We start from the raw sequence: 26,193 nt of genomic DNA, 5'->3' as shown, positions 1-26,193 counted from the left end.
CATGAAACTGGCAACATCCACCACCTGGACCGAGCTCCTTCTGCTGCTGATCGCGTTCGCGCTGTCGATGATCATCGGCATCGAGCGGCAGGTCCGGCAGAAGAGCGCGGGGATGCGGACGCACACGCTGGTCGGCACCGGCGCCGCACTGTTCACACTGGTCTCCGGGTTCGGCTTCAACGCCGTCCTCGGGACCGAGGTCAACCTGGACCCGTCCCGGATCGCGGCGCAGATCGTCTCGGGTGTCGGCTTCCTCGGCGCCGGCGTGATCTTCATGCGCCGGGACGTGGTCCGCGGACTCACGACCGCGGCCACGATCTGGATGACGGCAGCGATCGGGATGGCCTGCGGCGCCGGGATGCCGGTGCTGGCGGTCGCCGCGACGGTGCTGCATCTGGTCGCGGTCGGCCCGTTCGCCCGGCTCGGGCGGTTCCTGCCCTCGCCGGACCGCCGCCGCATCGTCACGGTGCGGTACGACGACGGTTCCGGCGTACTGCGGTCGATCCTGGCGACCGCCACCTCGATGGGGTTCGAGGCGTCGGTCCTCGGGACCGAGGTGCATCGGGACGGCGGGCGGCAGCAGGTACGGGCGGCGATGCGGTTCACCGGGCGGCCGCCGTTGCAGAACCTGGTGATCGCACTGGACGACCTCGACGGGGTCACCGGGGTGCGACTGCGGGAGGACGACGACGATTGATACCATCAGCTACGCTGATGGTATGAGTACGTCTGATCAAGCCGCGCACGAGATCCGCACGAGCCTGTTCCGGTTGGTCCGCCGGCTGCGTCAGGAGCGGCCCGAGGGTGAGCTCAGCTACTCCCAGTTCAACGTGCTGGGCTGGCTGGAGCGCGAAGGCTCGATGACGAACGCCGACCTGGCGGCCGCCGAGCGGGTCACCCCGCAGACCATGATGCGCGCCACGACGGATCTGGTGGCGAGCGGGTTCATCAGTCGTGCTGATAATCCTGCCGACCGTCGGCAAGTGCTCCTGGAGATCACGCCCGCCGGTGCCACCCTGGTCCGCGAAGACCGCCGCCGCCGGGACACCTTCCTCGCGAAGGCCATGGACGCGACCCTCACGCCCACCGAGCAAGACCTCCTCCACCTGGCCGCCCGGCTGATGGACCAGCTATCGGAGGTCACCCGATGACCGACGCGACCTTGAGCACGCACCAACCGTTTCCGGGCTGGCGAAGTGGTTGGCGGGTGCTCAAGGTGCACCTCGGCGGAGGGGCATAGGTGTGACGAAGGTCGTTGAGGAGCGAACCGGGGAGCTGCCGGCGCGGTACGCCGCATCCGTGGGGCTCGGCACCCTGTTGCAGCCACTGAACTCGTCGATGATCGCCGTTGCGCTGGTCGCGATCGGCGCCGACTTCCACGCGGGGACCGAGACGCAGTGGCTGGTCTCGGGGCTTTATCTCGCGACCGCGGTCTCGGCGCCGACGGCCGGGCGACTGGCTGACCTGATCGGTGCCCGGCGAGTGTTCCTCGCGGGGCTCGCGCTCGTGGCCGTCGTGTCCGCGTTGGCGCCGCTCTCGCCGAGCCTCGGGTGGTTGATCGCCGCGCGGGTCCTGCTCGGTATCGGGACCGGCGCGCAGTTCCCGTCGGGCGTCGCGATGATCCGCCGGATCGCCGACCGCCGGAAGGCTTCTGCCGTAGGTGCGCTCGGGCTGCTTTCGGTCTTCGCGCAGACCTCCGCGGCGTTGGGCCCGAGCGTCGGCGGTCTGCTTGTCGGCACGTTCGACTGGCAGGCGATCTTCCTCGTCAATCTCCCGGTCGCCGCCGTCGCAGGCATCGCCGTACTCCGGCTTGTCCCTAAGGATCCACCTCGGCCGGTGAGCGACGACCGCAAGCTGTGGCGGGAGATCGACCTCGCCGGGCTGGTCCTGTTCACGCTGGCGATGACCGCGCTGATGCTGGTCCTGCTCTCGCTGACCACCGAGCCGAATTGGTGGCTCCTCGGCGCGGCGATCCCGCTCGCTGTGCTCTTCATCCTCTGGGAACGCCGCTCCGCGACGCCGTTCGTCGACGTACGCCTGCTCGCCCGCAGCGCGCCACTGTCTCTCGGTTATCTCCGCACGATGCTCACGTACGTCGCCTTCTATGCGATCTTCTACGGCCTGCCCGGCTGGCTCGAGCAGGGCCGCGGCCTACATCCGACCGAGGTCGGTCTCGTGGTCCTTCCGATCGCGACCCTCGGCGCGATCACCGTCGCGATCGCGACCAAGCTCGCCCGCCGCCACGGACCCCGGTTGCTGCTGATGATCGGTTCGGCCGGGCTCCTGGTCGGGGGCGCCGCGCTGGCCTTCGGAGTTCACACCGGTACGCCGATCGTCGTCCTCGTCGTGATCAGCGCGGTCCTCGGCGTACCGAACGGCTTCAACGGACTCGGGAACCAGTTGGCCGTCTACCGCGCCGCCCCACCCGAGGTCGCCGGTGCCGCGGCCGGTCTGTTCCGGACCTCGCAGTACGTCGGAGCGAACCTCGCCGCCGCCGCGATCGCCCTCGTGTTCGCGGAGCCGGCCACCGACGCGGGCCTGCACCGCCTCGGCCTCCTCGTCGCCGGAATCGCTGCGGTCCTCCTGCTTGATGTGATCTTCGTGAGAAAATCACAGTGATTCTCTATACGTAACCATCAAGCAGTGATAATTTCACCGGCATGCCCGCCCCATCGACACCCGCTGACCTCTGCGACCTGGCCGTTCGGCTGGCCGTCGCCGCGGGGGAGGAGCTGCTGGCCCGTCAGCAGAGTCTCTCGATCGACGCCGCCGCTGTCGAAACCAAAAGCTCGGCCAGCGACCCGGTCAGCGCGGCCGACCGCGCCTCCGAGAAGCTCATCACCGACGGTCTCACCGCGGAACGCCCCGGCGATGGACTGCTCGGCGAGGAAGGTGCCTCCCGCCCGTCGGCCACCGGTCTGACCTGGGTGATCGATCCGCTCGACGGCACCGTCAACTATCTGTACGGCCGCCTCGACTGGTGCGTCTCGATCGCCGTCGAGGACGAACAGGGCGCGCTGGCGGGCGTCGTACACCAGCCTCCGACCGGACTGACCTGGTCAGCAGTGCGCGACGCCGGCGCTTGCCGCGCCGTCCGGACGCCATACCAAACCGTATGGGATGGTGGCCGGTCGCTGAGTCTGCAGCGGCAGGTCGGGTTGGAGACGGCTCTGGTGTGTACGGGCTTCTCGTACCTGCCGGATCGGCGGGCCGAACAGGCGGCCTTGTTGCGAAACCTGCTTCCCGCCGTACGCGACCTCCGGCGCGGTGGATCCGCCGCCCTCGACCTGTGCTCGGTCGCGGACGGTACGGCGGACGCGTACTACGAGCACCTCATCCAGCCGTGGGACGTCGCAGCCGGTGCACTGATCGCCCGCGAGGCCGGTGCCACTGTGGTCCGCGGACCCGGAACGGCTTTCCCGCAAGGCATCCTGGCGGCCGCCCCCTCCCTGGCGGCGCCGCTTCTCGACCTGCTCACAACCCCAAGGAGGTCGGTGTGACGGTAGTTGACCTGCCGGCCCGGACGCATCCGGACGAACTGACAATTGCTACCGGCAACGATCAGCTGAAACGCCGGCGGCGTCGCGAGTACGGGCTGTTCGCCCTGCTCGTCGCGCCGAACCTGCTGGTGATCGCGGTCTTCGCGTACTGGCCGATCATCTACAACGCGTTCCTCAGCCTGACCGACTGGAACATGATCGCGGCCCGGCCGAAGTTCATCGGGCTCGCGAACTACGGGCGGACGCTGACCGACCCGGCGTTCCACAAGACGCTGTGGATCACGGTCGTCTTCACCGGCCTGATCGTGATCGGCAGCCTGGTCATCGGGCTGGCGCTGGCGTTCCTGTTCAACCTGCCGTTGAAGGGCCGGGGCGCGGTCCGGACGATCGCGTTCGCGCCGCACATCCTGTCCGGCGCCGCGGTCGCCACGATCTGGGCGTTCATCTTCGACCCCGGCTACGGCCTGATGCGCGCGTTGATCGAGCCGTTCGGCGCGGAGCCGCCGGACTGGATGAACAACTCCGACTGGGCCCTGCCCGGGCTCGTCATCGTCTACCTGTGGAAGAACGTCGGCTTCGCCGCGCTGATCTACCTGGCCGGTCTGCAAGGGCTGCCGAAGGAGCTCGACGAAGCGGCGGCGATCGACGGCGCCTCGACCTGGACCCGGTTCCGGGCGATCAAGCTGCCGCTGCTTGCCCCGATCACCTTCTTCCTGCTGATCACCACGGTGATCGGCACGTTCCAGGCCTTCGACGTGATCGCGGTGATGACCGGTGGTGGCCCTGGTGATGCCACGACCACGCTGAGCTGGTCGATCTACAACGAGGGCTTCCAGGCGTTCAACGCGGGTCGTGCGGCGACGCTGTCGATCATCATGTTCGTCATCCTGCTGGTCGTCACCACGGTGCAGGCCAAGGTGATGGAGAGGCGGGTGCATTACCGATGAAGGTGCGCGCGATCCAGTACGTCGTACTCGTCGGTGTGGCGGCCGTGTTCCTCGGACCGCTGTACTGGTTGCTGTCCACGGCCTTCAAGCAGCCGAGCGAGATCTACCAGTGGCCGCCGGCATGGTGGCCGCATCTGACGTGGGAGAACTTCAGCCTGGCCTGGAAGGCTGCGCCGTTCGACCGGTTCTTCCTGAACTCCACGATCATCACGGTGGTCGGTACGGCGCTGAAGGTGATCAACGCCGTCCTGACGGCGTACGCCTTCGCGTACCTGCGGTTCCCGTTCAAGAAGGTGCTGTTCTTCTTGGTGCTCGGGGCCATGATGGTGCCCGGCCACGTGACGCTGCTACCGAACTACTTGACTGTGGCAACGCTCGGCTGGATCAACACGTACGCCGGGCTGATCATCCCGGGCATCGGATCGGCGTTCGCGACATTCCTGATGCGCCAGCACTTCCTCACGCTGCCGTCCGAGGTCACGGACGCGGCCGCGGTCGACGGTGCGGGACACCTGCGGACGTTGTGGCGCGTCGTACTGCCGATGTCGCAGCCGATGCTGGTCACGGTCGTGGTGATCACCGCGGTCGAGGAGTGGAACAACTTCGTCTGGCCGCTGATCGTCACCAACACCGCCTCGATGCGGACGCTGCCGGTCGGGCTGCTGATCCTCAAGGACGAGGAAGGTCTCGCGGCCTGGGGCACGATCATGGCCGGCACGCTGCTGGTGCTCGCGCCGATGCTGGTGATCTTCCTGATCGCCCAGCGCTACATCGTCGGGGGAATCACCCAGGGAGCTCTGAAGGGATGAGCATGCGTCGCAGGACTTTCCTCGGAGTGACAGCGGGTCTGACACTCGCGGGTTGCGGTTACCGATCGGTGGACGCGGTCTACTCGCAGCCGGCCGGGGCCGTGCCGAAGCAGTACGCGAACCGGACGCGGGTCGTCTTCTGGTCGCCGTACGGCGGGGTGAACGGCAAGGCGGTCGACAAGCTCGTTGCCAAGTTCAACGATTCGCAGGACGACGTGTACGTCGAGACGCAGTTCCAGGGCAGCTACGACGACGTGGCGCAGAAGGTCGCGGCCGCGCTGGTCGCGAAGCAGGCGCCGGACCTCGCCGTACTGTCCGACGTCACCTGGGAGCGGTTCTTCCTGAACGAGGCGCTCGAGCCGCTCAACGGGTATTTCACCGACGGTTTCGGGCCGGGGGTTTTCCAGTCGAAGCTGTTCGGCGAGTACGTCGTGAAGGGGCAGAGCTGGGCGGTTCCGTTCGCCCGCAGTACGCCGATCCTCTACTACAACCGGGATGCGTTCGAGAAGGCCGGGCTGCCGGATCGTGCGCCGCGGACGTGGAGCGAACTGCGGTCGTGGGTGCCGTCGTTGGCGAAGGTGCAGTCCGGCGGGCGGTCGCTGCGGACGATCGCGTTCGCGAAGATCGACGGGGACTGGCAGTTCCAGGGGAACGTGTGGCAGTTCGGCGGTGCGTACTCGCGCGGTCTGGACGTGACGATCGACGAGGCCGGCGCAGTCGCGGCCGGTGAGTGGCAGCGGTCGATGGTGCACGATCTCGGCACGGCGTACATGGCGAGCAGCCCGAGCACGGACTTCGCCAACGGGCTGGTCGCGGTGATCCAGGAGTCCACCGGCGCCATGAAGACGATCAGCAGCAAGGCGAAGTTCAAGGTCGGGGCCGGCTTCATCCCGTCCGAGGTCGCGACCGGACTGGCGACCGGCGGCGGTGGGATCGGGATGCTGCGGAACATCTCGGACGAGCGCAAGCAGGCTGCCGCCGCGTTCCTGCAGTTCCTCGCGCATCCCGAGAACTCGGCGTGGTGGACGACGCAGACCGGCTACCTGCCGGTGGTGAACAAGGCGCGCGAGGATGCCGAGCTGAAGAAGCTGATCGCCGAGCAGCCGAACTACGGGGTGGCGATCGCGCAGCTGGAGAACGCGCGGCAGCAGGACGCGATCCGGCTGTACGGGCGGAACGCGAACGTGCAGATCTACACCGGGTTGCAGCAGATCTACGCGGACAACGCCCAACCCAAGAAGGTGTTCGGCTCGGTCGCGAAGCGGCTCGAGGCGATCGGCGACGAGGTCAAACGGCTCTACGAGGAGAAGGTGCTGTGATCATCACCGGGCATCGCGGTGCGTTGGGGACCGAGCCGGAGAACACGCTGCGGTCGTTCCGGCGGGCGGTCGCGGACGGGTGCGACGAGATCGAGCTCGACCTGCGGGTGAGTGCGGACGGGGAGCTCGTGATCATGCACGACGCCACCGTTGACCGCACCACCTCCGGGTCGGGCGAGGTCGCTGCGCTGACGCTCGCCGAGCTCCGGTCGCTGGACGCGGGGCTCGGCGAGCAGGTCCCGACGTGGTCCGAGATGGTCGCGGCGATCGACGTCCGCATCCAGGCGGAGGTCAAGGCCGAGGCCGCCGTACCCCTCCTTGCCCAGTCCCTCAAGTCGAACCCGTCACTCGCCGCCCGAACCCTGGTGACGTCCTTCCACCCCGAGATCCTCCTCGCAATCCGCGAGGCGTTCCCGGACGTGACGACGGGTCACATCTTCGGCCGTACGTCGCCGATGGCCGAGGTCGTCGTACGCACGCGCGAAGCCGAGGCCGGCTGGGCGCTCTGCGGAATCGCCGGGCTGACCGCGGCGGGTGTCGCCGAGCTCAAGGCCGCAGGCCTGAACGTCACCGCCTGGCCGGTCCCGGACACCGAGTCGCTGGCGCAGGCCGCCGCCCTGGGCGTCGACGGCATCACCACCGACAACCCGCACCTCCTCCACCCCTGACCCCCTCCCGACGCACGACTTTGTGCACCCACCGACCATTTCCGTGGCTCGCAGACGGTCGGTAGGTGCACAAAGTGCAGCGGATGGTGGGGGTGTGGTGGGAGTCACGTGTTTTGACGTGCGAATTTGTTCTTCCGTGGAAGAAAAATGTGTGATTGGCTCTCCCGTATGGGAATCAGCATCGGTGTGGTCGGCGCCGGCCAGTTCGCTCCTTCGTTCCTGCGGCTGTGGTCCGCGCACCCGGACGTGTCCGAGGTGCGGCTGACCGACGTCATCCCGGAGCGGACCGCGGAGATGGCCGCCAAGCAGGGCATCGCAGTCACGCACGCGTCGTTCGAGGAGATGCTCGAGTCGGACCTGGACGCGGTCGCGATCTTCACGCAGCGGTGGCTGCACGGGGAGATGGCGATCAAGGCGCTCGAGGCCGGCAAGCACGTGTACTCGACGGTCCCGATGGCGATCGAGGCGGACCAGATCGCGCGCATCATCGAGCTGGTCAAGGAGACCGGCCTGACCTACATGATGGGCGAGACCAGCTTCTACTACCCGTCCTCGGTGTACTGCCGGCAGAAGCTCGCCGAGGGTGCGTTCGGGCGGGTGTTCTACTCCGAGGGTGACTACGTCCACGACATGGACCTCGGCTTCTACGCGGCGTACCAGTACTCCGGCGGCGACGACTGGAAGAAGACCGCGTCGTTCCCGCCGCTGCTCTACCCGACGCATGCCGTCGGCAACGTTCTGTCGGTGACCGGTCAGCACGCCACGCACGTGTCGGCGATCGGCGTCAAGGACGACCGCGGTGACGGCGTCTTCGACAAGGACGTCAGCCAGTTCAACAACGACTTCTCGAACGCGACCGCGCTGTTCAAGCTCGCCGACGGCGGCATCATGCGGACCAACGAGATGCGCCGCGTCGGGTACCCGTCGCACATCCGCGAGTCGCGCCTGCGCGTGTTCGGCACCGAGGGCAGCTTCGAGCAGCTCGCCACCACGACGCTCTGGCAGAACAAGGAAGGCGTCGAGGACGTCAGCCACCTGATGGAGACCAAGCCGAGCAGCACCCTCGACGACGCCGACCTGGCGAACGTCGACCCCGCACTCCGCGACGCGTTCCGCTCCGGCCTGTCCCCGGTCCACGACCGCAGCCGCCTGCCGAAGGAATTCGACGGCATGCACAACGGCCACGAGGGCTCCCACCACTTCCTCGCCGACGACTTCGTCCGCGCGGTCGCCGACAAGACCCTCCCGCCCATCAACGCCTGGGTCTCGGCCCGCTACACCCTCCCCGGCATCTACGCCCACCAGTCCGCACTACAGGGCGGCGTACAACTGGAAATCCCCGACCACGGCGACGCTCCTGCCTAGAGGTAGTTGCTGAGCTCGATCAGGTTTTGGTCGGGGTCGCGAAAGTACACGCTGAGGATCGGTCCGGTCGCGCCGGTGCGCTCGACCGGGCCTTCCTCTATTTCGACGCCGTGCTCGGCCAGCTCCGCTCGGATCTGGTCGATCGGTTCGTCGACGATGAAGCACAGGTCGGCGGTTCCCGGCCCTGGCCGGGCGGCCTTGGGTTCGAACTCGTGCCCGGACTGGTGCAGGTTGATCTTGCTGTTCCCGAAGGTCAGTGCGCGTCGTCCGCCCTTGAAGGTCACCGGCTCCATCCCCAGCACCCGCTGGTAGAAGTCGACGGTCGCGTCCACGTCCGCAACCGTCAGGACGAGATGATCCAGCCGATCGATCCGCACCTGGCCGAGGCTACCTGTCGATAGGGTTCGGTATGGACCTGTTTGCTGGAGTCTCCGTGCGCGACTACGGGATCGCGGTCGCGTGGTACGAGCAGTTGTTCGGCGGGCCGCCGAGTTTCCTGCCCAATGATGTCGAGGCGGTGTGGGAGCTGGGTGAGCACCAGTTCCTGTACATCGAGGTCGTGCCGGAGCATGCGGGGCATGCGCAGCACACGTTGTTCGTCGAGGATTTCGACGGCGTACTGCGGGCGATCGCCGAGCGAGGTCTCGTTCCCGCAGTACAGGAGACGTACGAGAACGGCGTACGGCATGCGACGTTCTTCGACCCGGACGGCAACGAGGTCTCCTACGGCGGCGCGCCGCTGGAGTGACGTTTATTGTTCAAGAACACGACGCTCCGCTCAGGTTGCGACAGGGGAGGGCGGAACGTAGGAACGTCCTATGACCCTGCGACGTCTGGGCCTGTCCGCCCTTTGCCTCTCCCTGACCCTTGGTGGCACGACCGCGGTCGCCACCCCGCCGACGCAACATCTTCCGCTCGGCCCGGACAATCTCACCGAGACCCGTGACACCCGCACCCTGCAGCCGGGCGTCACGCTGACGACGATCGTCCGCGGCCAGACCGACACCAAAGCCGGTTGGACCGTCGAGATCGCGATCCCGTCGTCCTCGCCGGATCCGGACGCGCCCGCGGCCGCGATCTCCGACCAGGCCGGCGCGAACAAGGCCGCCGACAAACTCCGCGCCGCGGGCCTCGAGCCGCGGGTCGAGGATGTGCCGACACCGAAGCTTGCCGACGCTGGTGGGGGCAGCCTCGGGTACCGCGTCCGGCTGGGACTGTTCGCGAACAAGGCGGACGCTGACGCCCTGCGGACCAAGGTGATCGCGGCCGGGCTCAGTGGCTCGAGCATCTACACGGGATGGGACGGCGAGCCTGACGACATCGCCGGTTCGACCGGTCCGTGGAATGTACAGGTCCTGACGATCGACCCGAAGAAGTTCCGCGGCACGCTCGACGCGACGTACGGCTCGGACATCGAGCAGCGCGAGACGACCAGCACCCTCGCGACCCTGACCGGTGCGACTGCAGCAGTGAACGCAGGCTTCTTCGTGCTCGATCCGAAGTCGGGAGCGCCTGGCGATCCGGCCGGTGTCGGTGTGTACGACGGGCGTCTGGTCAGCGAGCCGACCAACGGCCGGCCGGCGCTCGTGCTCGGCCCGGGTGGTACGTCCGTCGACCGATTCACTTGGCGCGGCACGGTCCAGGGCGTTGGCGCGTCGCTTCCACTCGACGGGCTGAACCGGGTGCCTGGGCTGATCCGCAACTGCGGCGGTACGGCGGACGACGTACCGACCGCGAAGCCGATGCACGACACGACCTGCACCGATGCCGACGAGCTGATCGCGTTCGACGAGTCGTACGGCGTTGCCACGCCGAGCGGACCGGGTGCCGAGGTGGTGCTCGATCGGCGGGGGATCGTGACCACGATCCGTACGACGACTCGCGGCGGGGCGATCCCTGAGGGCGGGCGCACCGTGCAGGCGACCGGCAATCTCGTGGCGCCGCTGCTGGCCGCGGCTCGCGTCGGGCGGCCGCTGACGATCCGCTCGACCTTGCTCGACGACCGCGGCCGGCCGGTCCCGCTGTCCCGCCGTACGACGATCGTCAATGGGGGACCTGAGCTGGTCCGCAACGGACGAGTGTTTGCCACCGCGGCGGCGGACGGGATGGTGCAGGACACGCCCAGCTTCTACTACGGCTGGGTGCACAAACGAAACCCCCGCACGATCGCCGGCGTCGACGACCACGGCCGCACACTCCTGATCACCGCCGACGGGCGAAACGTCAACAGCCTCGGCCTCTCGATCTCCGAAGCCGCCGCCGTCGCTGCCTCGTTCCACCTCACCGAAGCCATCAACCTCGACGGCGGCGGCTCCACCACGATGGTTGCCAACGGCAAGGTATTGAACGCACCGTCCGACGCAACCGGCGAACGCCCGGTCGGGGATGCCCTGGTCATCACCAAGTAGCCGCTGCGGTTGCACGCGGGGGTGATCAACCCCCGCGGACCGCGATCCGGTCCAGGTCGGTCCATGGGAGGACGCGCACGGCGACGACGGTCCGGCCCTCGAGTTCGGCGCGTAGCAGCCGATGCACCCCGTCCAGGATCGTGAGCCGGTCGTCGGGTCGGCGTACGACGTCGAGCGGATGACGTAGATCGGCAGCAAGCGTGCGTTCGTACTGGTCTTGGTAGGTGACCGGATCCGCCGCCACCTGGTGTGGCGTGATCTGGAACGGGCGGCCGTCATACGCCCAGAACGGCAGGTCGAGGTGATGTGCCAAGTCGGCCACCGGCAACTCGATCACCGGCAGGTCGAGAGCGTGCAAGAGCTCGAGATCCCAGTGGAAGTCCAGGAGGTACGCCGTCAACTCCGGGGGCACCGCCAGCGGGAACGGCCGACGGGTCATTCGTAGATGCGGCGCAGTCGTAGTGTCATCGAGTTTTCGATGTGGTGGGTCATTGCTGCTTCGGCGGCGGAGGGGTTGCCGGAGGTGATGGCTTCGACGAGGGTGCGGTGTTCGGTGAGGACTTCTGGGCCGATGTCGCGGTTGTAGTGCAGGCGGAAGATGTGTAGGTGGCAGTGGGTGCGTTCGAAGGCGAGGCGGACCTGCTCACTCCCGGACAACGACGCGATCAGCGAGTGGAAGCGGTTGTCGTGGGCCGTGAGTGACTTGTAGCCGGCGTAGTCGATCGAGGTCGGCTCGACTGCGTTCGCCAGCTCCGAGCGCAGCTGTTCGATCCCCGCGGGTGAGATCAGTTCCGCGGCCCGCCGTGCGGCCCAGGGCTCGAGGAGGAGGCGGAAGCGGTACAGGTCGTCGAACTCCTCGAGGGTCAGCAGCGGCGTCGCGCGGTACCCCTTCAGTGGCTCCTTGACCGCCAGCCCCTCCGACTCCAGCCGCGCCAACGCCTCCCGGACCGGGGTCGACGACACCTGGAACTCCCGCGCCAGGCCGTCGATCGAGATCCGCGCGCCGGGTCTGATCACGTGGTCCATCAGCATCGTCTTGATGGCCTCGTACACGTCGTCGGCCAGCATCTGTCGCCGCAGCAGTCGCCGGTCCACCGGCGCGACGGACTCCATCGGCCCCGTCTGCCCCAACGCGTCAGCCATCAGCTGTCTCCGGAATCTGGTCGCGCCCTTGACCCCACCGGTCAGGTTTCGGCAGGGTAACACTGGTAATCATGCATCATGCACGATTCCGCCCGGAGCAAGCTATGGGAAGGCGCGAACGAATGGTGAGGTTCGAAGAGGTCGGCGTTCTGCCAGAGCCCGGGGACAACGTCGCGATCGCCTCCCGGCGGCTGGAGGCCGGCACCGAGATCGACCTGAACGGTACGACGGTGACGCTGCCACACACCGTGCTCGAAGGGCACCGCTTCGTGGTCACGCCGACCGGCACCGGCGACGCGCTGACCTCATGGAACACCGCGTTCGCGCGCGCATCCCGCGACCTGGTTCCCGGTGACTACGTGTGTACGCCGACCAGCCTGGCCGCGGTCACCGCCCGCGGCGTCGAGGGTCTGCCGACGGAGCCGTCCGCGACCAACGAGCCGCTCGACCCGTACGAGCTGGACGAGTCCGCGGTCAACTTCGGCGCGCAGGTGACGAGCGTCGAGCAGCCCGGCACGTTCCTCGGCTACCCCCGTGAACAGGGTCCGGCCGGCACGCGCAACCACGTCGTACTGATGGCGACCAGCTCGCGCAGCAGTGGATTCGTCACCGAGCTCGCGCGGCGCTTCGACGGTGCGGCGGCCGGCGACGGCGTCGTACCGGTGGCGCACACCGAGGGCGGTGAGGACGAAGTACCGAACAACCTGCACTTCCTGCTCGCCACGCTCGCCGGCTTCACGCTGAACCCGAACGTGGGCGCCGTGCTGATCGTCGACACCGAGGGCGACGTCGTCTCGGGCAGCGCGATCCAGAACTTCATGGCCGAGAACGGGTACCCGTCGATCAAGGTGCCGCACGCGTTCTTCACCCGGAAGGGTGGCTTCGAGCACGACCTGACGATCGCCGGCGCATTGATCGAGCCGTGGCTGCCGGTCGTCGACGCGCAGCAGCGCGAGGAGGTCCCGCTGGCCGATCTGAAGATCGCTTTGCAGTGCGGCGGTTCCGACGCGTTCTCCGGCATCTCGGCCAACCCGCTGGCCGGACAGGTCAGCGCCGAGTTGATCCGGCACGGAGGTACGGCGGTGCTCGCGGAGACCGACGAGCTGATCGGCGCCGAGCCGTACGTACTGAAGAACGTGCGCGACCTCGCGACCGCGAAGAAGTTCCTCGCCACGATCAAGTCGTTCAAGGAACGCGTCGGCTGGCACGGCCACACCGCCGAGGGCAACCCGTCCGGCGGCAACGTGTACCGCGGGCTGTACAACATCGTGCTGAAGTCGATCGGTGCCGCGCGCAAGCTTCCGCGCGAGGTCCGCCTCGACCACGTCATCGAGTACGGCGAACCGCTGCCCGGCAGCGGCTACATCTTCATGGACAGCCCGGGCAACGACCTGGAATCGGTGGCCGGCCAGATCGGCAGCGGCTGCAACCTGATCTTCTTCACCACCGGCAACGGCTCGATCACCAACTTCCCGTTCGTTCCCACGCTGAAGTTCGTCACGACGAGCGCCCGGTACGAGCGGCTGCACGCCGAGATGGACGTTGACGCAGGCAAGTATCTGACCGGTACGTCGATGGCCGACCTGACCGCGGACACGTTCGACCTCACGATCCGGGTCGCATCCGGGGAGCCGAGCGCGGGCGAGCGTGCCGGCCACAGCCAGGTGTCGATCTGGCGGAACTGGAAGCAGGTCGGCCCGGTCGAGGGGATCTCGATCACCACCGACGGCCGGATGAGCCGCAAGCTGACCGACCTCCCGGCCGAGGATCGCGACGCTCCGCTGGACGGCCTGCCGCACAGCGGGCTGACGTCGGACGCAAAGACCCCCACCGAGCTTCTAAGGGTCGACGACAGGCTGGTGCCCGAGGCCGTCGGCCTGATCCTCCCGACCAGCCTCTGCTCCGGCCAGATCGCTCTACGCATCGCAGCCCAGGCAGAGTTGGAGAAATGGGCCGGGAACGCGGTCACCCGGATGGTCGCCCTCCCGCACACCGAAGGCTGCGGCAGTAGTGGCGGCGCGTCCGAGGAGACGTTCGCGCGGATCATGCTCGGCTACCTGCTGCATCCGAACACCCGGATGGCGCTGCTGCTCGAACACGGCTGCGAGAAGACCCACAACGACTACTTCCGCTCGCGACTCGTCGAGGCCGGCGCCGATCCGTCCCGGTTCGGCTGGGCGAGCATCCAGGCGGACGGCGGGCTCGAAGCGGTCGGCGACAAGGTGAAGGACTGGTTCAGCAGCTTCGACCTGGCCGCGCCGGTTGACGAACGTGGGAACCTCGGTGCGCTCACCATCGGCCTCGAGGCACGAGGTCCGTTCTCGGATGCGACTGCGGAGGCGCTCGCGCTGATCGGCCGCGAGATCGTGGGCTCCGGCGGTTCCGTCGTACTGTCGTCGCGTGGCGCACTGCTCGCTCACGACGGGTTCCGTACTGCGGCGTTCGGGTCGGCGGATCCGGTCGGGCCGACCGTCGCTCATGGGCAGCGGCTCGCGGCGCCCGGCTGGCACGTGATGCGGATGCCGGGAACGGACTGGATGGAGACCGCGACCGGGTTCGGCGCGACCGGTGTCCAGCAGATCCTCGCGCATGTTGCCGGCGGCACCTTGTCGGCGCAGCGGTTCGTACCGGTCGTCGAGTTCAGCAACGACCCGGAGACGGTCGCGACGTACGGCGACGACCTGGACGCGGTCGCCACCGGTGACGCGGCCGAGCAGGCGCGGATCGGGCTCGACACCATCGCCGCCGTCGCCAGTCGCCGGCTCGTCCCCAAAGCAGTTGCCTCCGGAAATGTCGGTTTCCAGATCACCCGTGGTCTGCTCGGCACCTCGATGTGAAAGGCCTGTCAATGCACTTGGTCCGTTACCTCTCTCCGATCGACGGTCGCCCGATCCCCGGTGTGCGCACCGGGGACACGGTGTCGTCGCTCGCCGGCATCAACACCTTCGCGGAGCTGCTCCAGCTTCCGCTCGAGGACCTGCAGGCCGCGGTCGGCAAGCTGGGGGAGGGGGAGCCGGTCGAAGGGCTGAAGTTCCTGCCGCCGCTCGACGGCCGTGGTGAGGTGTGGTGCGCGGGCGTGACGTACGAGCGGTCGCGCGGCGCCCGGATGGAGGAGAGCACCGAGCAGTCGGTGTACGACAAGGTCTACAGCGCGGACCGGCCCGAGCTGTTCCAGAAGGCGCCGGCCTGGCGGGTCGTGGTGGACGGCGAGCCGGTCGGGATCCGGTCCGACTCCGGTCACGACGTACCGGAGCCCGAGCTCGCGGTGGTTGCCAACAGCCACGGTCAGATCGTCGGGTTCACCGTCTGCAACGACATGAGCTCGCGTTCGATCGAGGGCGTCAATCCGTTGTACGTGCCGCAGGCGAAGCTGTTCGCGGGCGGGTGTGCGCTGGCGACGGGGATCCGCCCGGTGTGGGAGGTCGCCGATCCGAAGAACCTCGGCATCCGGCTGGTGATCGAGCGTGACGGCGCGGAGGTGTTCGCGGATACCACGTCGACGGCGAAGCTGGTGCGGGAGCTGCAGGACCTGATCGACGTACTGTTCCTGCCGAACGACTTCCCCGACGGCGTGATCCTCGCGACCGGCACCGGGATCGTCCCCGAGCTGGACTTCGCGCTCGCCGCGGGCGACGTCATCACGATCACGATCGACGAGGTCGGCACCCTCACGAATACCGTGGCCGTAGGCCGGGAACCGTTCGCGTTCCTCGCAACCGACAACCTGGAGGGAATCCGATGACCCCCGACACCGGCTCCGAGCAGACGCCGGCCGCCGCGCTCCCGGACACCACCCCCGCCCAACTCGAGCAGGCGCTGGCGGCGGCCGCCGCGGCGGCACCTGCGTTCGGTGCGTCCGAGCCGGCTGTGCGCGCGGGGTGGATTCGCGCCGTCGCGGACGCGCTGGATGCGGCGTCCGACGAGCTGGTCCCGATCGCGATGCGTGAGAGTTCGTTGCCTCAGGCCCGGTTGACTGGTGAAGTTGCCCGCAGCAGCGGCCAGCTGCGGATGTTCGCCGACGTTCTCGAAGAAGGATCACTGCTCGAGGTCGTCATCGACACCGCCGACGCCCAGGCCAAGCCCGTACCGCGGCCGGACCTCCGGCGCGTGCTCATCCCGCTCGGTCCAGTCCTGGTGTTTGCTGCCAGCAACTTCCCGTTCGCGTTCAGCGTCTGTGGCGGCGACACCGCCTCAGCGCTGGCGGCCGGCTGCCCGGTGATCGTCAAGGCACACCCCGGGCACCCGGAGCTGTCCGCGCGGACCGCTGAGGTGATGATCGAGGCGCTCAAGACCGCCGGTGCACCGGACGGAGCGTTCGGCCTGATCGCGGGCTTCGATGTCGGCGTCACCGCGCTGAAGGACCCGCGCATCACCGCGGCCGGCTTCACGGGCTCGGTCCCGGCAGGCAAGGCCCTGCACGAGATCGCCGTCACCCGCCCGGAGCCGATCCCGTTCTACGGCGAACTCGGCAGCCTCAACCCGGTCTTCGTCACGCAGGCTGCGATCGATGCCCGAGGCAAGGACATTGCCAGCGGGTACGTCGGTTCGTTCACGCTCGGCGTCGGCCAGTTCTGCACCAAGCCCGGCCTGCTCTTCCTGCCGACCGGCCACGGCCTGCAGGACCAGCTCGTCGAGGCAGTCGGCGGAGTCGCCGAGGCCCCGATGCTCAACGACCGGATCAAGGACGGCTTCAGCTCCGGCCTCGACCGCCTCGAGAAGGTCGACGGCGTCCGGGTCTGGTCGGCCGGTGCCGCAACCCTGCTGCAAACCACTGTCACCGAGCTCCTCGCGCGCCGCGACGAGATCCTCGAGGAGTGCTTCGGCCCCGTCTCCATCGTCGTCGAGTACGACGGCATCGACCAGCTCGCGCAGGCCGTCGAAGCATTCGAGGGCAACCTCACCGCAACCCTCCACGCGGAGGACTCGGATGCCGACCTGGCTCGCGAGCTCCTCCCGCTGCTGACCGCCCGTGCCGGACGCGTGCTGTGGAACGGCTGGCCGACCGGCGTTGCCGTGTCCTGGGCGCAGCACCACGGCGGCCCGTTCCCGTCGACGGTCGGTTCGATCCACACCAGCGTGGGGGTGACGGCGGCGCGGCGGTTCCAGCGCCCGGTGGCGTACCAGGACGCTCCCGATGCGGTGCTGCCCGACGTACTCAAGGACTCGAACCCGGCCGGTATCAGCCGCCGGGTGAACGGAACCGTGACCACAGACGAGGTGACGCGATGAGCGACGAACCGACCGTTGACGAACCGGACGAGCCGATCGGCCGGCGCAGTTTCGACCACTGGTTCGGCGAGAAGGGCCGCAACGGCTTCATCCACCGGTCGTGGATGAAGGCGCAGGGCTTCTCCGAGGAGGCGTTCGACGGGCGCCCGGTGATCGGGATCTGCAACACCTGGTCCGAGCTCACCCCGTGCAACGCGCACCTGCGCCGGCTCGCCGAGTCGGTCAAGCGCGGTGTCTGGCAGGCCGGCGGGTTCCCGTTGGAGTTCCCGGTCATGTCGCTCGGCGAGACGCTGCTGCGTCCGACCGCGATGCTGTTCCGCAACCTGCTCAGCATGGACGTCGAGGAGTCCCTGCGCGGCAACCCGATCGACGGCGTCGTCCTGCTGACCGGCTGCGACAAGACCACGCCGGGCTCGATCATGGGCGCCGCGAGCGTCGACCTGCCGACGGTCGTGGTGACCGGCGGTCCGATGTTGAACGGTAAATTCCGCGGCTGCGACATCGGCTCCGGTACGGCGGTGTGGCGGTTCACGCAGGATCTCAACGCCGGCCGGATGTCGGCCGAGGACTTCGCGGCGGCCGAGGGCGGCCAGTCCCGCAGCAACGGCCACTGCATGACCATGGGTACGGCGTCGACGATGGCCTGTATGGCCGAGGCGCTCGGACTGCAGTTGACCGGTTCCGCGGCGATCCCCGCGGTCGACTCGCGCCGCTACGTGGTCGCGCAGAAGACCGGCCAGCGGATCGTCGAGATGGTCAAGGAAGACCTGAAGATCAGCGACATCCTCACCCGGGACGCCTTCGCGAACGCGGTCCGGGCGAACGCCGCGATCGGCGGCTCGACCAACTTCGTCATCCACCTGCTGGCGATCGCCGGCCGGGTCGGCGTCGACGTGACGCTGGACGACATCGACGAGTGGGCGCGCGGCGTGCCGTGGCTGGTCGACCTGCAGCCGTCCGGCAAGTACCTGATGGAGGACTTCTACTATGCCGGCGGCCTGCCCGCGGTACTGAAGGAGATCCTGCCCCTGCTCAAGACCGACGCGATCACGGTCACCGGCAAGACGATCGGCGAGAACGTCGCGAACGCGGAGCGGATCGAGGCGACGTACCCCGGTGCCGCACCCGGCAGCGAGACGTACGCGGTGATCCGGCCGGTCGGCGATCCGCTCGGGAGTGGCGCGGGGACCGCCGTACTGAAGGGAAACCTCGCACCGGACGGTGCCGTCATCAAGCAGTCGGCGGCGTCGGAGCGGCTGTCGCGGCATCGCGGCAAGGCGCTGGTGTTCAGCAGCATCGAGGAGTACGACAAGGCCGTCGAGGACCCCGATCTCGACGTCGACGAGGACACCGTGCTGGTCCTGCAGAACGCCGGACCGCGCGGCTACCCGGGGATGCCCGAGGTCGGCAACATTACGATCCCGCGCAAGCTGGCCGAGATCGGCGTCGACGACATGGTGCGGATCTCGGACGCGCGGATGAGCGGTACGGCGTACGGCACCGTCGTACTGCATGTCACGCCGGAGGCGGCCGTCGGCGGACCGTTGGCGCTGGTACGGACCGGCGACTGGATCGAGCTCGACGTACCGGCACGGCGGCTGCACCTCGACGTACCGGACGAAGAGCTGGAGAAGCGCCGCGCCGACTGGCAGCCGCCGACGCCACCCTCGGACCGCGGCTGGGCCCGGCTGTACGTCGACCACGTGACCCAGGCCAATCAGGGCTGCGACCTGGACTTCCTGGTCGGCCGCACCGGTTCGGCCGTCGGACGGCAGAGTCACTGATGAGCTGGGGACCCTTCGAGGCTGTTCGCGGACTCCGGCCGTCCGGCACCCTCCCGCAGGTGACGCCGATCCGGCGGATCCTGTCGGACGTCCAGAGATCAGCCGATCCGTACGCCGAGGCGCGGGCCGCGCTGGAGCCGCTCCGGGCGCGGATCCTGCCCGACGCCCGGATCGCGGTGACCGCGGGCAGCCGCGGGATCCGCGATCTCGTGCCGGTGGTGAAGGCCGCGGTGGACTGGCTGAAGGACGCCGGCGCCGCGCCGTTCGTGATCCCGGCGATGGGGTCGCACGGCGGCGCGACCGCGGACGGGCAGCGGGAGATGCTCGAGGGGCTCGGCATCACTCCCGAGTCCGTCGGCTGCCCGATCGAGGCGACGATGGAGACCGTGGTCGTCGGCACGCTGGACGACGGCACCGAGATCCACCACGACGCGATCGCCGCGAAGGCCGACGGCGTACTCCTGGTGAACCGGGTCAAACCGCACACCGACTTCCACGGGCAGATCGAGAGCGGGGTCGCGAAGATCCTCGCGATCGGCCTCGGCAACCACCGGGGCGCCGCCTCGTTGCACGCCGGCGGTATCCCGTCGCTCGGCGGCAACATCGAGGCCGCGGCCCGGATGGTCGTTGCGCAAGGCAAGATCCTCGGCGGTCTGGCGATCCTGGAGAACTCGCTCGACGAGACCGCGTCGGTAGAGTTCGTCGAGGCCGACGGCATCGCCGGTGCGGCCGAGAATGCCTTGCTGCAAAGGGCCTCGAGCATGCTCGGCCGCCTGCCGTTCGACGAGCTCGATGTCCTGGTGATCGATGAGCTCGGCAAGGACAAGTCCGGCGCCGGGATGGACACCAACGTCATCGGCCGTTGCTGGGTGCACGGGATCCCGGAGTTCGAGTCGCCGTCGATCGCGGCGATCAGCGTGCACTCGTTGTCACCGGCATCGCACGGGAACGCGTCCGGGCTCGGCCTGGCCGATGTCATCCCGGCGCGTCTGCTGGAGCAGATCGACCTCCGCGCGAGCTACGTGAACGCCCTGACGTCCGGCGCCGGCGGTGCGCGGCGTTCCCGGCTGCCGATGGTGATGGAGGACGACGAGGCCGCCGTACTCGCGGCCGCGACGATGTGCGGACGACGGCACTGGTCCGAGCTGCGGCTGGCCCGGATCAAGGACACTCTGTCCCCGCACGAGCTGATGGTGACGCCGGCCCTGCTGAACGAGGCGGCCGACCGTTTCGACCTGGAGATCACCGGTACCGCGCGCGACCTGACGGCGGCCGGGAGCCTCGGACCCTGGAGCGAGTGATGAACCTTCGCGAAGCACGTGCCCTGCTTGCCGATCGCGGCTTCGGGCCCGGGGACGCCTCGACCCGGACCTTCCCGGACGGATCGCCGTACAAGGTCGAGATCCCGTCCTGTGAAGGGCCGCGGGTGATGACCGCGGTGCTGGAGGAGGCCAAGTCGCGCGGCATCACGATCGACCGGGTCTCGCAGGGCAGCGGCGTGATGATGCTGACCGACGGCGAGATCGAGGAGATGCTGTCGCTCGGCGCCGACGCGGGCGTCGAGGTGTGCCTGTTCCTCGGGCCGCGTGGCGCCTGGGACATCGGCGGTCAGGCGAAGGTGTCGGCCGCGGTCGGTGGTGTTGCGCGGGGCAACGATCAGGTCGCGGCCTCGCTGTGCGACGCGTTCCGCGCGGTCGAGCTCGGCGTACGCAGCCTGCTGGTCGGCGATATCGGCGTACTGGAGTTGCTCGGCGCGTTGAAGATCGAGGGTGAGCTGCCTGCGGATCTGGTGCTGAAGACCTCGGTGTTGATGCCGTTGCCGAACGCACCTACCGCCCGCTTGTACGAGCGGCTCGGGGCAACCAGCCTGAACGTGTCGACCGACCTGCCGGTGCCGGTGCTCGCGGAGATCCGCTCGGTGACGACGGTGCCGATCGACATGTACATCGAGGTCCCCGACGATCAGGGCGGCCACGTCCGCTTCTACGACGTACCGGAGATCGTCCGGGTCGCGGCGCCTGTCTACCTGAAGATGGGCCTGCGGAACGCGCCGAACATCTACCCGGTCGGCGCGCATCTCGCCGGTACGGCGGAAGCTCTCGGGCGGGAGCGGGTCCGGCGAGCGGAGTTGATCCTGCGGCTGCTCGCCGAACAGGATGAGGCATGACTGATCCCCTGGTAGCCCGGCTCCGGTCCGCGTTGGGCGACGCGGCGGTCGTCGATGATCCCGATGTGCTGGACAGCCATCGGCACGATCACGCCACGTTCTCGCCGGCCGGGGTGCCGCGGGTGCTGGCCCGGCCGTCCTCGACCTCCGAGGTGGTCGAGGTCTTGCAGGCTGCGGGCAGTTTCGGCGTACCGGTTGTCACTCAAGGCGCGCGGACCGGGTTGTCGGGCGCGGCCAACGCGATCGACGGCTGCTTGTTGCTTTCGACCGCGCGGATGAATCAGATCCTCGAGGTCTCGGTCGAGGACCAGGCCGCCGTGGTCCAGCCGGGTGTCGTGAACGCCGATCTGTCGCGGGCCGTGCTGGAGCAGGAGCTGTTCTACCCACCGGACCCGTCGTCGTGGGAGATGTCCACGATCGGCGGCAACATCGCGACCAACGCCGGTGGGTTGTGTTGCGTGAAGTACGGCGTGACGTCGGACTTCGTCCGCGGGCTGGAGGTCGTGCTGGCGTCGGGCGAGGTCGTTCGCACCGGCCGGCGCGCGGCGAAGGGTGTCGCCGGATATGACCTGACCCGGTTGATCGTGGGATCCGAGGGGACGCTGGGTGTGGTCACCGAGGCGACACTCGCGTTGCGCCCGGCGCCCGAGGCCGCGCTGACGGCAGCTGCGACGTTCCGCTCGATCGAGGACGGGATCGCGGCCGCGGCGGCGGTGATGGCATCGGGGCTGCGGCCGTCGTTGCTGGAGTTCCTGGACCAGCCAACAGTGCGGGCGATCCAGGACTACCGCGACATGGGTCTTCCGGGGGATGTCGGTTCGATGCTGCTCGCGCAGTCCGACCGTGGGCCGCGTGCGGCCGAGGACGTGGCGCGGATCGCGGCGATCTGCGCGGAGCACGGCGCGATCGAGGTCGCGGAGGCCTCGGACGTCGAGGAGTCGCGGATGCTGCTCGAGGCGCGGAGGCTGGTGAACTCCGCCCTGGAGCCGCTCGGGACCACGCTGATCGACGATGTGTCCGTACCGCGCTCGCAGTTGGTCGCGTTGCTGCGCGGGATCGCCGAGATCGGCGACATGTACCAGGTGCTGATCTGTTGCCCAGGGCATGTAGGTGACGGCAACATGCACCCGACCGTGGTCTTCGACCGCAACGACCCAGCGGCCGAGGAGCGCGCGCTGGAAGCTTTCGGCGCCGTGATGGAGCTGGGTCTCCGCCTCGGCGGAACGATCACCGGCGAACACGGCATCGGCACGCTGAAAGCGCGCTGGCTGGAGACCGAGCTCGGGCCGGTCGGGCTCGAGCTCCATCGACGGATCAAGCACGCCTTCGACCCCGACAACCTGCTGAACCCCGGGAAGGTACTGCGGTGATCGATCCCTCTGCCGTCCGTCCGTCTGCGCGGCAGCTCGCGTGGCAGCGGCAGGAGCTGACCGCGTTCGTGCACTTCGGACCGAATACGTTCACGGATCTCGAGTGGGGGACCGGGGTGGACGATCCGGCGGTGTTCGACCCGTCGGATCTTGACTGTTCCCAGTGGGTCGAGACGTTGGTGGCCGCCGGGTTCAAGAGTGTGATTCTGACCGCCAAGCACCACGACGGCTTCTGTCTGTGGCCGAGCAAGTACCTCCCGCATACCGTTGCCGCGAGCCCGTATACCGGTGATGTCGTGGCCGAGCTGTCGGCGGCGTGCAAGGCTGCTGGTCTCGGTTTCGGGATCTATCTGTCGCCGGCCGATCTCTATCAGGAGAAGGCGCCCGGCGGGTACTACGGCAACGGCAGCCCCGCGGTCGAGTCGGCCATCGGTGAGTTCACCTACACGGTCGACGACTACAACCGCTTCTACCTTCAGCAGTTGCACGAGCTGCTGACGTCGTACGGGCCGATCGCCGAGGTCTGGCTCGACGGCGCGAATCCGACCAGCAGCGCGCAGACCTACGACTACGACGCCTGGTTCGATCTGATCCGGCGGCTGGCCCCGGACGCCACGATCGCGATCGGCGGTCCGGATGTGCGGTGGGTCGGCAACGAGGACGGGTTCGCGCGCGAGACCGAGTGGAGCGTCGTACCGTTCGCCGCTGGGCAGATGGTGGCCGAGCAGACGGCGCCTTCCGTGGCCGGACCCGATGAGCTGGCGAAGGCCGACGAGCTGCGGTGGTATCCGGCCGAGGTGGATGTGTCGATCCGGCCGGGGTGGTTCTACCACGCGTCCGAGGATGCGGCGGTGAAATCGGTGGCTGAGCTACTCGACATCTATCGCAAGTCGGTCGGACGCAACGCCGTACTGCTGCTGAACATCCCGCCTGACCGGCGTGGGCGGTTCGCCGACCCGGATGTGACTGCGCTGTTGGAGTTCGGCTCCGCCGTTCGGGAGTACTACGGGACCGATCTGGTGCTGCCAGCAACGATCAATGTGCTGGACCTGCGCGAGAACATCGAGGCCGGCCAACAGGTCTCGGAGTTCGCGGTCGACGCGCTGCTCGGCGACTCGTGGACCGAGATCGCTCGCGGCACCACGATCGGGTATCGCCGTCTGCTCACGCTGGCCGAACCGATCACGCCCACCGACGTACGGGTCCGCGTCCTGTCCAGCCGGGCCGAAGCGGAGGTTTCATTGTCCGTCCACTTCGACCCGGTGCTGGTTCGATCAGCTGAGGCGGGAGATTGATCCGCCGGCGGTGATTCCGATCGACGTGCGTACGCCGGCCACGCTCAGGTCGACGACGTACGTCGTACCGGACCAGCGGGTCGCGTACGTGACCGCGCCGGTGGCCTTGACGGGTGCGATGAACGACAGGATCGACGCCGTCGTGCCGGACCGTGCGAACATCAGCGTCGGCGCTGACAGCCGGGTGTTGATATTCGGGTAGGTCCAGCCCTGGATCGGCTTGGTCTGCGCCTGCTTCAGGAGGATCGCCCCGGGCGGCAGCGCCTGCCGGTACGGCACCTGGAACAGGATCGTCCGGGTGTCCTCGCCCGTCTTCGACGCCAGGGCGGTGGTCCGCGAGTACACGGTCGCCTTCTGGTCCGCGGGCAGGTGCCACAGCGTCTGGAACTGCTGCGCGGTCTTGGACGACGCGCGGTCGAGCGTGACGACCAGGTCCGGGTTGTTCAGCACGAGTACGGCGCGGACGCGGCTGATACCGGGCCCAGGCACGTCGGAGAACTCGAAGAAGTCGGCACCCGGCTTCACCTGCGATCGGGTCAGCTTGGTCGCGGGCAGCGAGTCGGCCGACAGCGGCGTGGTCATCGCGCTGCTCGCGAACGGGCTCTTCGCCCAGGTTCGCCAGACGTCGTTCTGGTAGCCGGCGTGGCCGCCGTCGATCAGGATGTCCCGACCGCGAGCGGTGTAGGTGAGCGACGTGTGGTCACTGTGACCGTGCAGCTGCCGCGTCGGTCCGTACCTGATGCTGTACGACGACTGGCCCGCGAAGTTGCCCCATCCGGAGCGGCCGAAGACATAGCCGGCCGAGAACGTGCCGACCCGGTCCGTCGGGGCGATGCCGGTCGCGCCCTGTGATCCGGCGTACTCGAGCGGGGTGCCGGCGACGGGCGCCGTACGGACGACCTCGGAGTCGCCGATCTGGTGCAGGTTGCCGAGCGAGTTCGTGGCGAGCGCGAGCCAGTTGGCCAGCAGCGCGCGGCGGGCGGTGATCGTCGTACCGGGGTCCGCGCCGCAGGCTCGGAGTACGTCGACGGCTCGGCCCCAGAGGGAATAGTTGAACTGCGCGTAGGCGGTCGACTGCTCGTTGGTCGAACCCTCGGCATCGATCGAGGTCGTGATGCCGGCGTTGAGGCGCTGCTGCGCGAGTGTCATGTAGTCGGTGCGGTCGAGCGTGCAACCGACGCCGAACAGCGCGATGCTCTCGTCGGTGCCGTGGTTCCAGGCACCGCTCCAGTTGTTGACCAGGAACTTCGCGTGGTCGAGTAGCGCCGCGTCGAGCCAGGCGTACTCCGTCGGCAGTGTGGTCACGTTCAGCCCGGCGAGGACTGCTTGCCGGGTGCAGATGATCACGTTGGTGCGGTGCATCGTCGACTCCCAGGCGCCGACGTCGCCCTTCCAGGAGTACGGGTTGTCGCGGACCCAGTCGTGAACGATCGTCGTCACGTGGTCGATGGCGGCCGTGTCACCCTGGCCGGCGGCGGTGATTCCTTGGCCCAGCCAACGAAGCGAGTGGAACCACATGTACCAGCTGGGATTGCCGTACGGGTTCAGCTTCCAGTTGATGTTTCCCTTGCCGTCGCCAACCTTGTAGGGCTTGAAGCCGCCCCACGTGTAGGTGTCCTGCATCACGGACGAGAGCGGTGTCGCGTCGTCGACCGTGCTGAAACCCGGGCAGGTGTAGGTGCCACCTGCGGCTGCGGTGATCGCCTGAGCACTCTTCGCGGCCACCGCGGTCGCCGGGACCACGTTTGTTGCCCCTGGCACGAACTGCGCCGCCTCAGGCTCCGGCAGATCCGCGGCGATCGCGATCCCCGGCCCGGTCTGAGCCGTTGCGACACCGGTGGTGCCGGCGAGCCCCGCGGTAACGAGGCCGAGCACCAGTAACCCTCTGATCATGCATTTCCCCACCCACTCGCCCGCGGCCCCCCGGCCGGCGGTGACAGACCTGTACAACCGCCACGATGGTCAGCCGGTGGAGAAAGTTGCGATGAGGTTCAGATGGGTTGGATCGGCCGCCCGCCGTCTCCCCTGACGACGGCGGGCGGCGTGACCGAGTGACTACTCTTCGACGGAAACGACACGGATCCAGTCGGAGCAGTCGGCCTCACACCACACGTGATCGCCTGCGTGAGCGATCCGATCCCGCTGCACATGCCCACAGGCGAGCCGAACCCGCCGCAACGCATGCCCCT

General features: G+C 68.3%; 23 protein-coding genes. 19 read left to right on the top strand and 4 right to left on the bottom strand.

The window, feature by feature from the left end; all coding sequences use genetic code 11:
• Position 1: 1 nt before the first annotated feature.
• The 9 genes from OHA10_RS08535 (at position 2) to OHA10_RS08495 (ending at position 8,608) form a co-directional block, all read left to right on the top strand.
• Positions 2-697, top strand: a complete 696-nt coding sequence (locus tag OHA10_RS08535) for an MgtC/SapB family protein (RefSeq protein WP_371405624.1) — start codon at positions 2-4, stop codon at positions 695-697.
• Positions 698-719: 22 nt separating this feature from the next.
• Complete coding sequence (locus OHA10_RS08530; RefSeq protein ID WP_371405623.1) at positions 720-1,151, top strand: MarR family winged helix-turn-helix transcriptional regulator; 432 nt, start codon at positions 720-722, stop codon at positions 1,149-1,151.
• A gap of 91 nt (positions 1,152-1,242) precedes the next feature.
• The gene (locus tag OHA10_RS08525) at positions 1,243-2,619 is read left to right on the top strand and encodes an MFS transporter (RefSeq protein ID WP_371405622.1); all 1,377 of its coding nucleotides are present in this window, start codon (positions 1,243-1,245) and stop codon (positions 2,617-2,619) included.
• A gap of 41 nt (positions 2,620-2,660) precedes the next feature.
• Positions 2,661-3,500, top strand: coding sequence for an inositol monophosphatase family protein (locus OHA10_RS08520; RefSeq protein WP_371405621.1), 840 nt, complete (start codon positions 2,661-2,663; stop codon positions 3,498-3,500).
• Positions 3,497-4,447 (top strand): carbohydrate ABC transporter permease, encoded by a 951-nt coding sequence (locus tag OHA10_RS08515; protein ID WP_371405620.1) that lies wholly within the window; start codon positions 3,497-3,499, stop codon positions 4,445-4,447. Before OHA10_RS08520 ends, OHA10_RS08515 begins: the two co-directional genes overlap by 4 nt.
• Positions 4,444-5,256 carry a carbohydrate ABC transporter permease gene (locus tag OHA10_RS08510; RefSeq protein ID WP_371405619.1) on the top strand — a complete coding sequence of 271 codons (813 nt, stop codon included), beginning with the start codon at positions 4,444-4,446 and terminating at the stop codon, positions 5,254-5,256. The genes OHA10_RS08515 and OHA10_RS08510 overlap by 4 nt, the downstream gene beginning before the upstream one ends.
• Positions 5,257-5,258: 2 nt before the next feature.
• On the top strand, positions 5,259-6,575 hold the full coding sequence (locus tag OHA10_RS08505) for an ABC transporter substrate-binding protein (protein ID WP_371405618.1): 1,317 nt from the start codon (positions 5,259-5,261) through the stop codon (positions 6,573-6,575).
• Complete coding sequence (locus OHA10_RS08500) at positions 6,572-7,243, top strand: glycerophosphodiester phosphodiesterase (protein WP_371405617.1); 672 nt, start codon at positions 6,572-6,574, stop codon at positions 7,241-7,243. The genes OHA10_RS08505 and OHA10_RS08500 overlap by 4 nt, the downstream gene beginning before the upstream one ends.
• Before the next feature lie 168 nt (positions 7,244-7,411).
• Positions 7,412-8,608 (top strand): Gfo/Idh/MocA family protein, encoded by a 1,197-nt coding sequence (locus tag OHA10_RS08495; protein ID WP_371405616.1) that lies wholly within the window; start codon positions 7,412-7,414, stop codon positions 8,606-8,608.
• On the opposite strand, the gene OHA10_RS08490 is transcribed toward OHA10_RS08495, so the two are convergent.
• On the bottom strand, positions 8,605-8,985 hold the full coding sequence (locus OHA10_RS08490; protein ID WP_371405615.1) for a VOC family protein: 381 nt from the start codon (positions 8,983-8,985) through the stop codon (positions 8,605-8,607). The genes OHA10_RS08495 and OHA10_RS08490 overlap by 4 nt on opposite strands.
• 32 nt (positions 8,986-9,017) lie before the next feature.
• Between OHA10_RS08490 and OHA10_RS08485 the strand changes: the two genes are divergently transcribed.
• Positions 9,018-9,356 (top strand): VOC family protein, encoded by a 339-nt coding sequence (locus tag OHA10_RS08485; RefSeq protein ID WP_371405614.1) that lies wholly within the window; start codon positions 9,018-9,020, stop codon positions 9,354-9,356.
• Positions 9,357-9,426: 70 nt separating this feature from the next.
• Complete coding sequence (locus OHA10_RS08480) at positions 9,427-11,016, top strand: phosphodiester glycosidase family protein (RefSeq protein WP_371405613.1); 1,590 nt, start codon at positions 9,427-9,429, stop codon at positions 11,014-11,016.
• Positions 11,017-11,041: 25 nt separating this feature from the next.
• Here the strand turns inward: OHA10_RS08480 and OHA10_RS08475 are convergent, their stop codons facing one another.
• Together OHA10_RS08475 and OHA10_RS08470 are read right to left on the bottom strand one after the other, a co-directional pair.
• The gene (locus OHA10_RS08475; RefSeq protein ID WP_371405612.1) at positions 11,042-11,455 is read right to left on the bottom strand and encodes a hypothetical protein; all 414 of its coding nucleotides are present in this window, start codon (positions 11,453-11,455) and stop codon (positions 11,042-11,044) included.
• Positions 11,452-12,159, bottom strand: a complete 708-nt coding sequence (locus OHA10_RS08470; RefSeq protein ID WP_371405611.1) for a GntR family transcriptional regulator — start codon at positions 12,157-12,159, stop codon at positions 11,452-11,454. The genes OHA10_RS08475 and OHA10_RS08470 overlap by 4 nt, the downstream gene beginning before the upstream one ends.
• 122 nt (positions 12,160-12,281) lie before the next feature.
• Between OHA10_RS08470 and OHA10_RS08465 the strand changes: the two genes are divergently transcribed.
• Genes OHA10_RS08465 through OHA10_RS08430 form a run of 8 tightly spaced genes read left to right on the top strand, consistent with a single transcriptional unit; the run spans position 12,282 to position 24,004 of the window.
• The gene (locus OHA10_RS08465) at positions 12,282-14,996 is read left to right on the top strand and encodes a UxaA family hydrolase (RefSeq protein WP_371405610.1); all 2,715 of its coding nucleotides are present in this window, start codon (positions 12,282-12,284) and stop codon (positions 14,994-14,996) included.
• An 11-nt stretch (positions 14,997-15,007) separates the two neighbouring features.
• Entirely contained in the window at positions 15,008-15,901 is an 894-nt protein-coding gene (locus OHA10_RS08460; protein ID WP_371405609.1) for a fumarylacetoacetate hydrolase family protein, read from the top strand.
• On the top strand, positions 15,898-17,388 hold the full coding sequence (locus OHA10_RS08455) for an aldehyde dehydrogenase (NADP(+)) (RefSeq protein WP_371405608.1): 1,491 nt from the start codon (positions 15,898-15,900) through the stop codon (positions 17,386-17,388). Before OHA10_RS08460 ends, OHA10_RS08455 begins: the two co-directional genes overlap by 4 nt.
• Positions 17,385-19,172: an IlvD/Edd family dehydratase gene (locus OHA10_RS08450; RefSeq protein WP_371405607.1), complete on the top strand. Its 1,788-nt coding sequence runs from the start codon at positions 17,385-17,387 to the stop codon at positions 19,170-19,172. Before OHA10_RS08455 ends, OHA10_RS08450 begins: the two co-directional genes overlap by 4 nt.
• Complete coding sequence (locus tag OHA10_RS08445; RefSeq protein ID WP_371405606.1) at positions 19,172-20,473, top strand: DUF2088 domain-containing protein; 1,302 nt, start codon at positions 19,172-19,174, stop codon at positions 20,471-20,473. Before OHA10_RS08450 ends, OHA10_RS08445 begins: the two co-directional genes overlap by 1 nt.
• Complete coding sequence (locus OHA10_RS08440; RefSeq protein WP_371405605.1) at positions 20,473-21,339, top strand: hypothetical protein; 867 nt, start codon at positions 20,473-20,475, stop codon at positions 21,337-21,339. The genes OHA10_RS08445 and OHA10_RS08440 overlap by 1 nt, the downstream gene beginning before the upstream one ends.
• Positions 21,336-22,709, top strand: coding sequence for an FAD-binding oxidoreductase (locus OHA10_RS08435; RefSeq protein ID WP_371405604.1), 1,374 nt, complete (start codon positions 21,336-21,338; stop codon positions 22,707-22,709). Before OHA10_RS08440 ends, OHA10_RS08435 begins: the two co-directional genes overlap by 4 nt.
• Complete coding sequence (locus OHA10_RS08430) at positions 22,706-24,004, top strand: alpha-L-fucosidase (RefSeq protein WP_371405603.1); 1,299 nt, start codon at positions 22,706-22,708, stop codon at positions 24,002-24,004. Before OHA10_RS08435 ends, OHA10_RS08430 begins: the two co-directional genes overlap by 4 nt.
• On the opposite strand, the gene OHA10_RS08425 is transcribed toward OHA10_RS08430, so the two are convergent.
• Positions 23,984-25,897 carry a heparinase II/III family protein gene (locus OHA10_RS08425; protein WP_371405602.1) on the bottom strand — a complete coding sequence of 638 codons (1,914 nt, stop codon included), beginning with the start codon at positions 25,895-25,897 and terminating at the stop codon, positions 23,984-23,986. The two genes, OHA10_RS08430 and OHA10_RS08425, sit on opposite strands and share 21 nt — an antisense overlap.
• Between the last annotated feature and the right edge of the window lie 296 nt (positions 25,898-26,193).

Source organism: Kribbella sp. NBC_00662, from assembly GCF_041430295.1.
Taxonomy (GTDB): domain Bacteria; phylum Actinomycetota; class Actinomycetes; order Propionibacteriales; family Kribbellaceae; genus Kribbella.
This window is presented reverse-complemented; position numbering and strand designations above follow the sequence as displayed.

Coding starts and splice junctions, on each gene's coding strand:
- OHA10_RS08535 (WP_371405624.1), top strand. CDS start 2: ATGAAACTGGCAACATCCACCACCTGGACCGAGCTCCTTCTGCTGCTG.
- OHA10_RS08530 (WP_371405623.1), top strand. CDS start 720: ATGAGTACGTCTGATCAAGCCGCGCACGAGATCCGCACGAGCCTGTTC.
- OHA10_RS08520 (WP_371405621.1), top strand. CDS start 2,661: ATGCCCGCCCCATCGACACCCGCTGACCTCTGCGACCTGGCCGTTCGG.
- OHA10_RS08510 (WP_371405619.1), top strand. CDS start 4,444: ATGAAGGTGCGCGCGATCCAGTACGTCGTACTCGTCGGTGTGGCGGCC.
- OHA10_RS08505 (WP_371405618.1), top strand. CDS start 5,259: ATGCGTCGCAGGACTTTCCTCGGAGTGACAGCGGGTCTGACACTCGCG.
- OHA10_RS08495 (WP_371405616.1), top strand. CDS start 7,412: ATGGGAATCAGCATCGGTGTGGTCGGCGCCGGCCAGTTCGCTCCTTCG.
- OHA10_RS08485 (WP_371405614.1), top strand. CDS start 9,018: ATGGACCTGTTTGCTGGAGTCTCCGTGCGCGACTACGGGATCGCGGTC.
- OHA10_RS08480 (WP_371405613.1), top strand. CDS start 9,427: ATGACCCTGCGACGTCTGGGCCTGTCCGCCCTTTGCCTCTCCCTGACC.
- OHA10_RS08475 (WP_371405612.1), bottom strand. CDS start 11,455: ATGACCCGTCGGCCGTTCCCGCTGGCGGTGCCCCCGGAGTTGACGGCG.
- OHA10_RS08470 (WP_371405611.1), bottom strand. CDS start 12,159: ATGGCTGACGCGTTGGGGCAGACGGGGCCGATGGAGTCCGTCGCGCCG.
- OHA10_RS08465 (WP_371405610.1), top strand. CDS start 12,282: ATGGTGAGGTTCGAAGAGGTCGGCGTTCTGCCAGAGCCCGGGGACAAC.
- OHA10_RS08460 (WP_371405609.1), top strand. CDS start 15,008: ATGCACTTGGTCCGTTACCTCTCTCCGATCGACGGTCGCCCGATCCCC.
- OHA10_RS08455 (WP_371405608.1), top strand. CDS start 15,898: ATGACCCCCGACACCGGCTCCGAGCAGACGCCGGCCGCCGCGCTCCCG.
- OHA10_RS08450 (WP_371405607.1), top strand. CDS start 17,385: ATGAGCGACGAACCGACCGTTGACGAACCGGACGAGCCGATCGGCCGG.
- OHA10_RS08445 (WP_371405606.1), top strand. CDS start 19,172: ATGAGCTGGGGACCCTTCGAGGCTGTTCGCGGACTCCGGCCGTCCGGC.
- OHA10_RS08440 (WP_371405605.1), top strand. CDS start 20,473: ATGAACCTTCGCGAAGCACGTGCCCTGCTTGCCGATCGCGGCTTCGGG.
- OHA10_RS08435 (WP_371405604.1), top strand. CDS start 21,336: ATGACTGATCCCCTGGTAGCCCGGCTCCGGTCCGCGTTGGGCGACGCG.
- OHA10_RS08425 (WP_371405602.1), bottom strand. CDS start 25,897: ATGATCAGAGGGTTACTGGTGCTCGGCCTCGTTACCGCGGGGCTCGCC.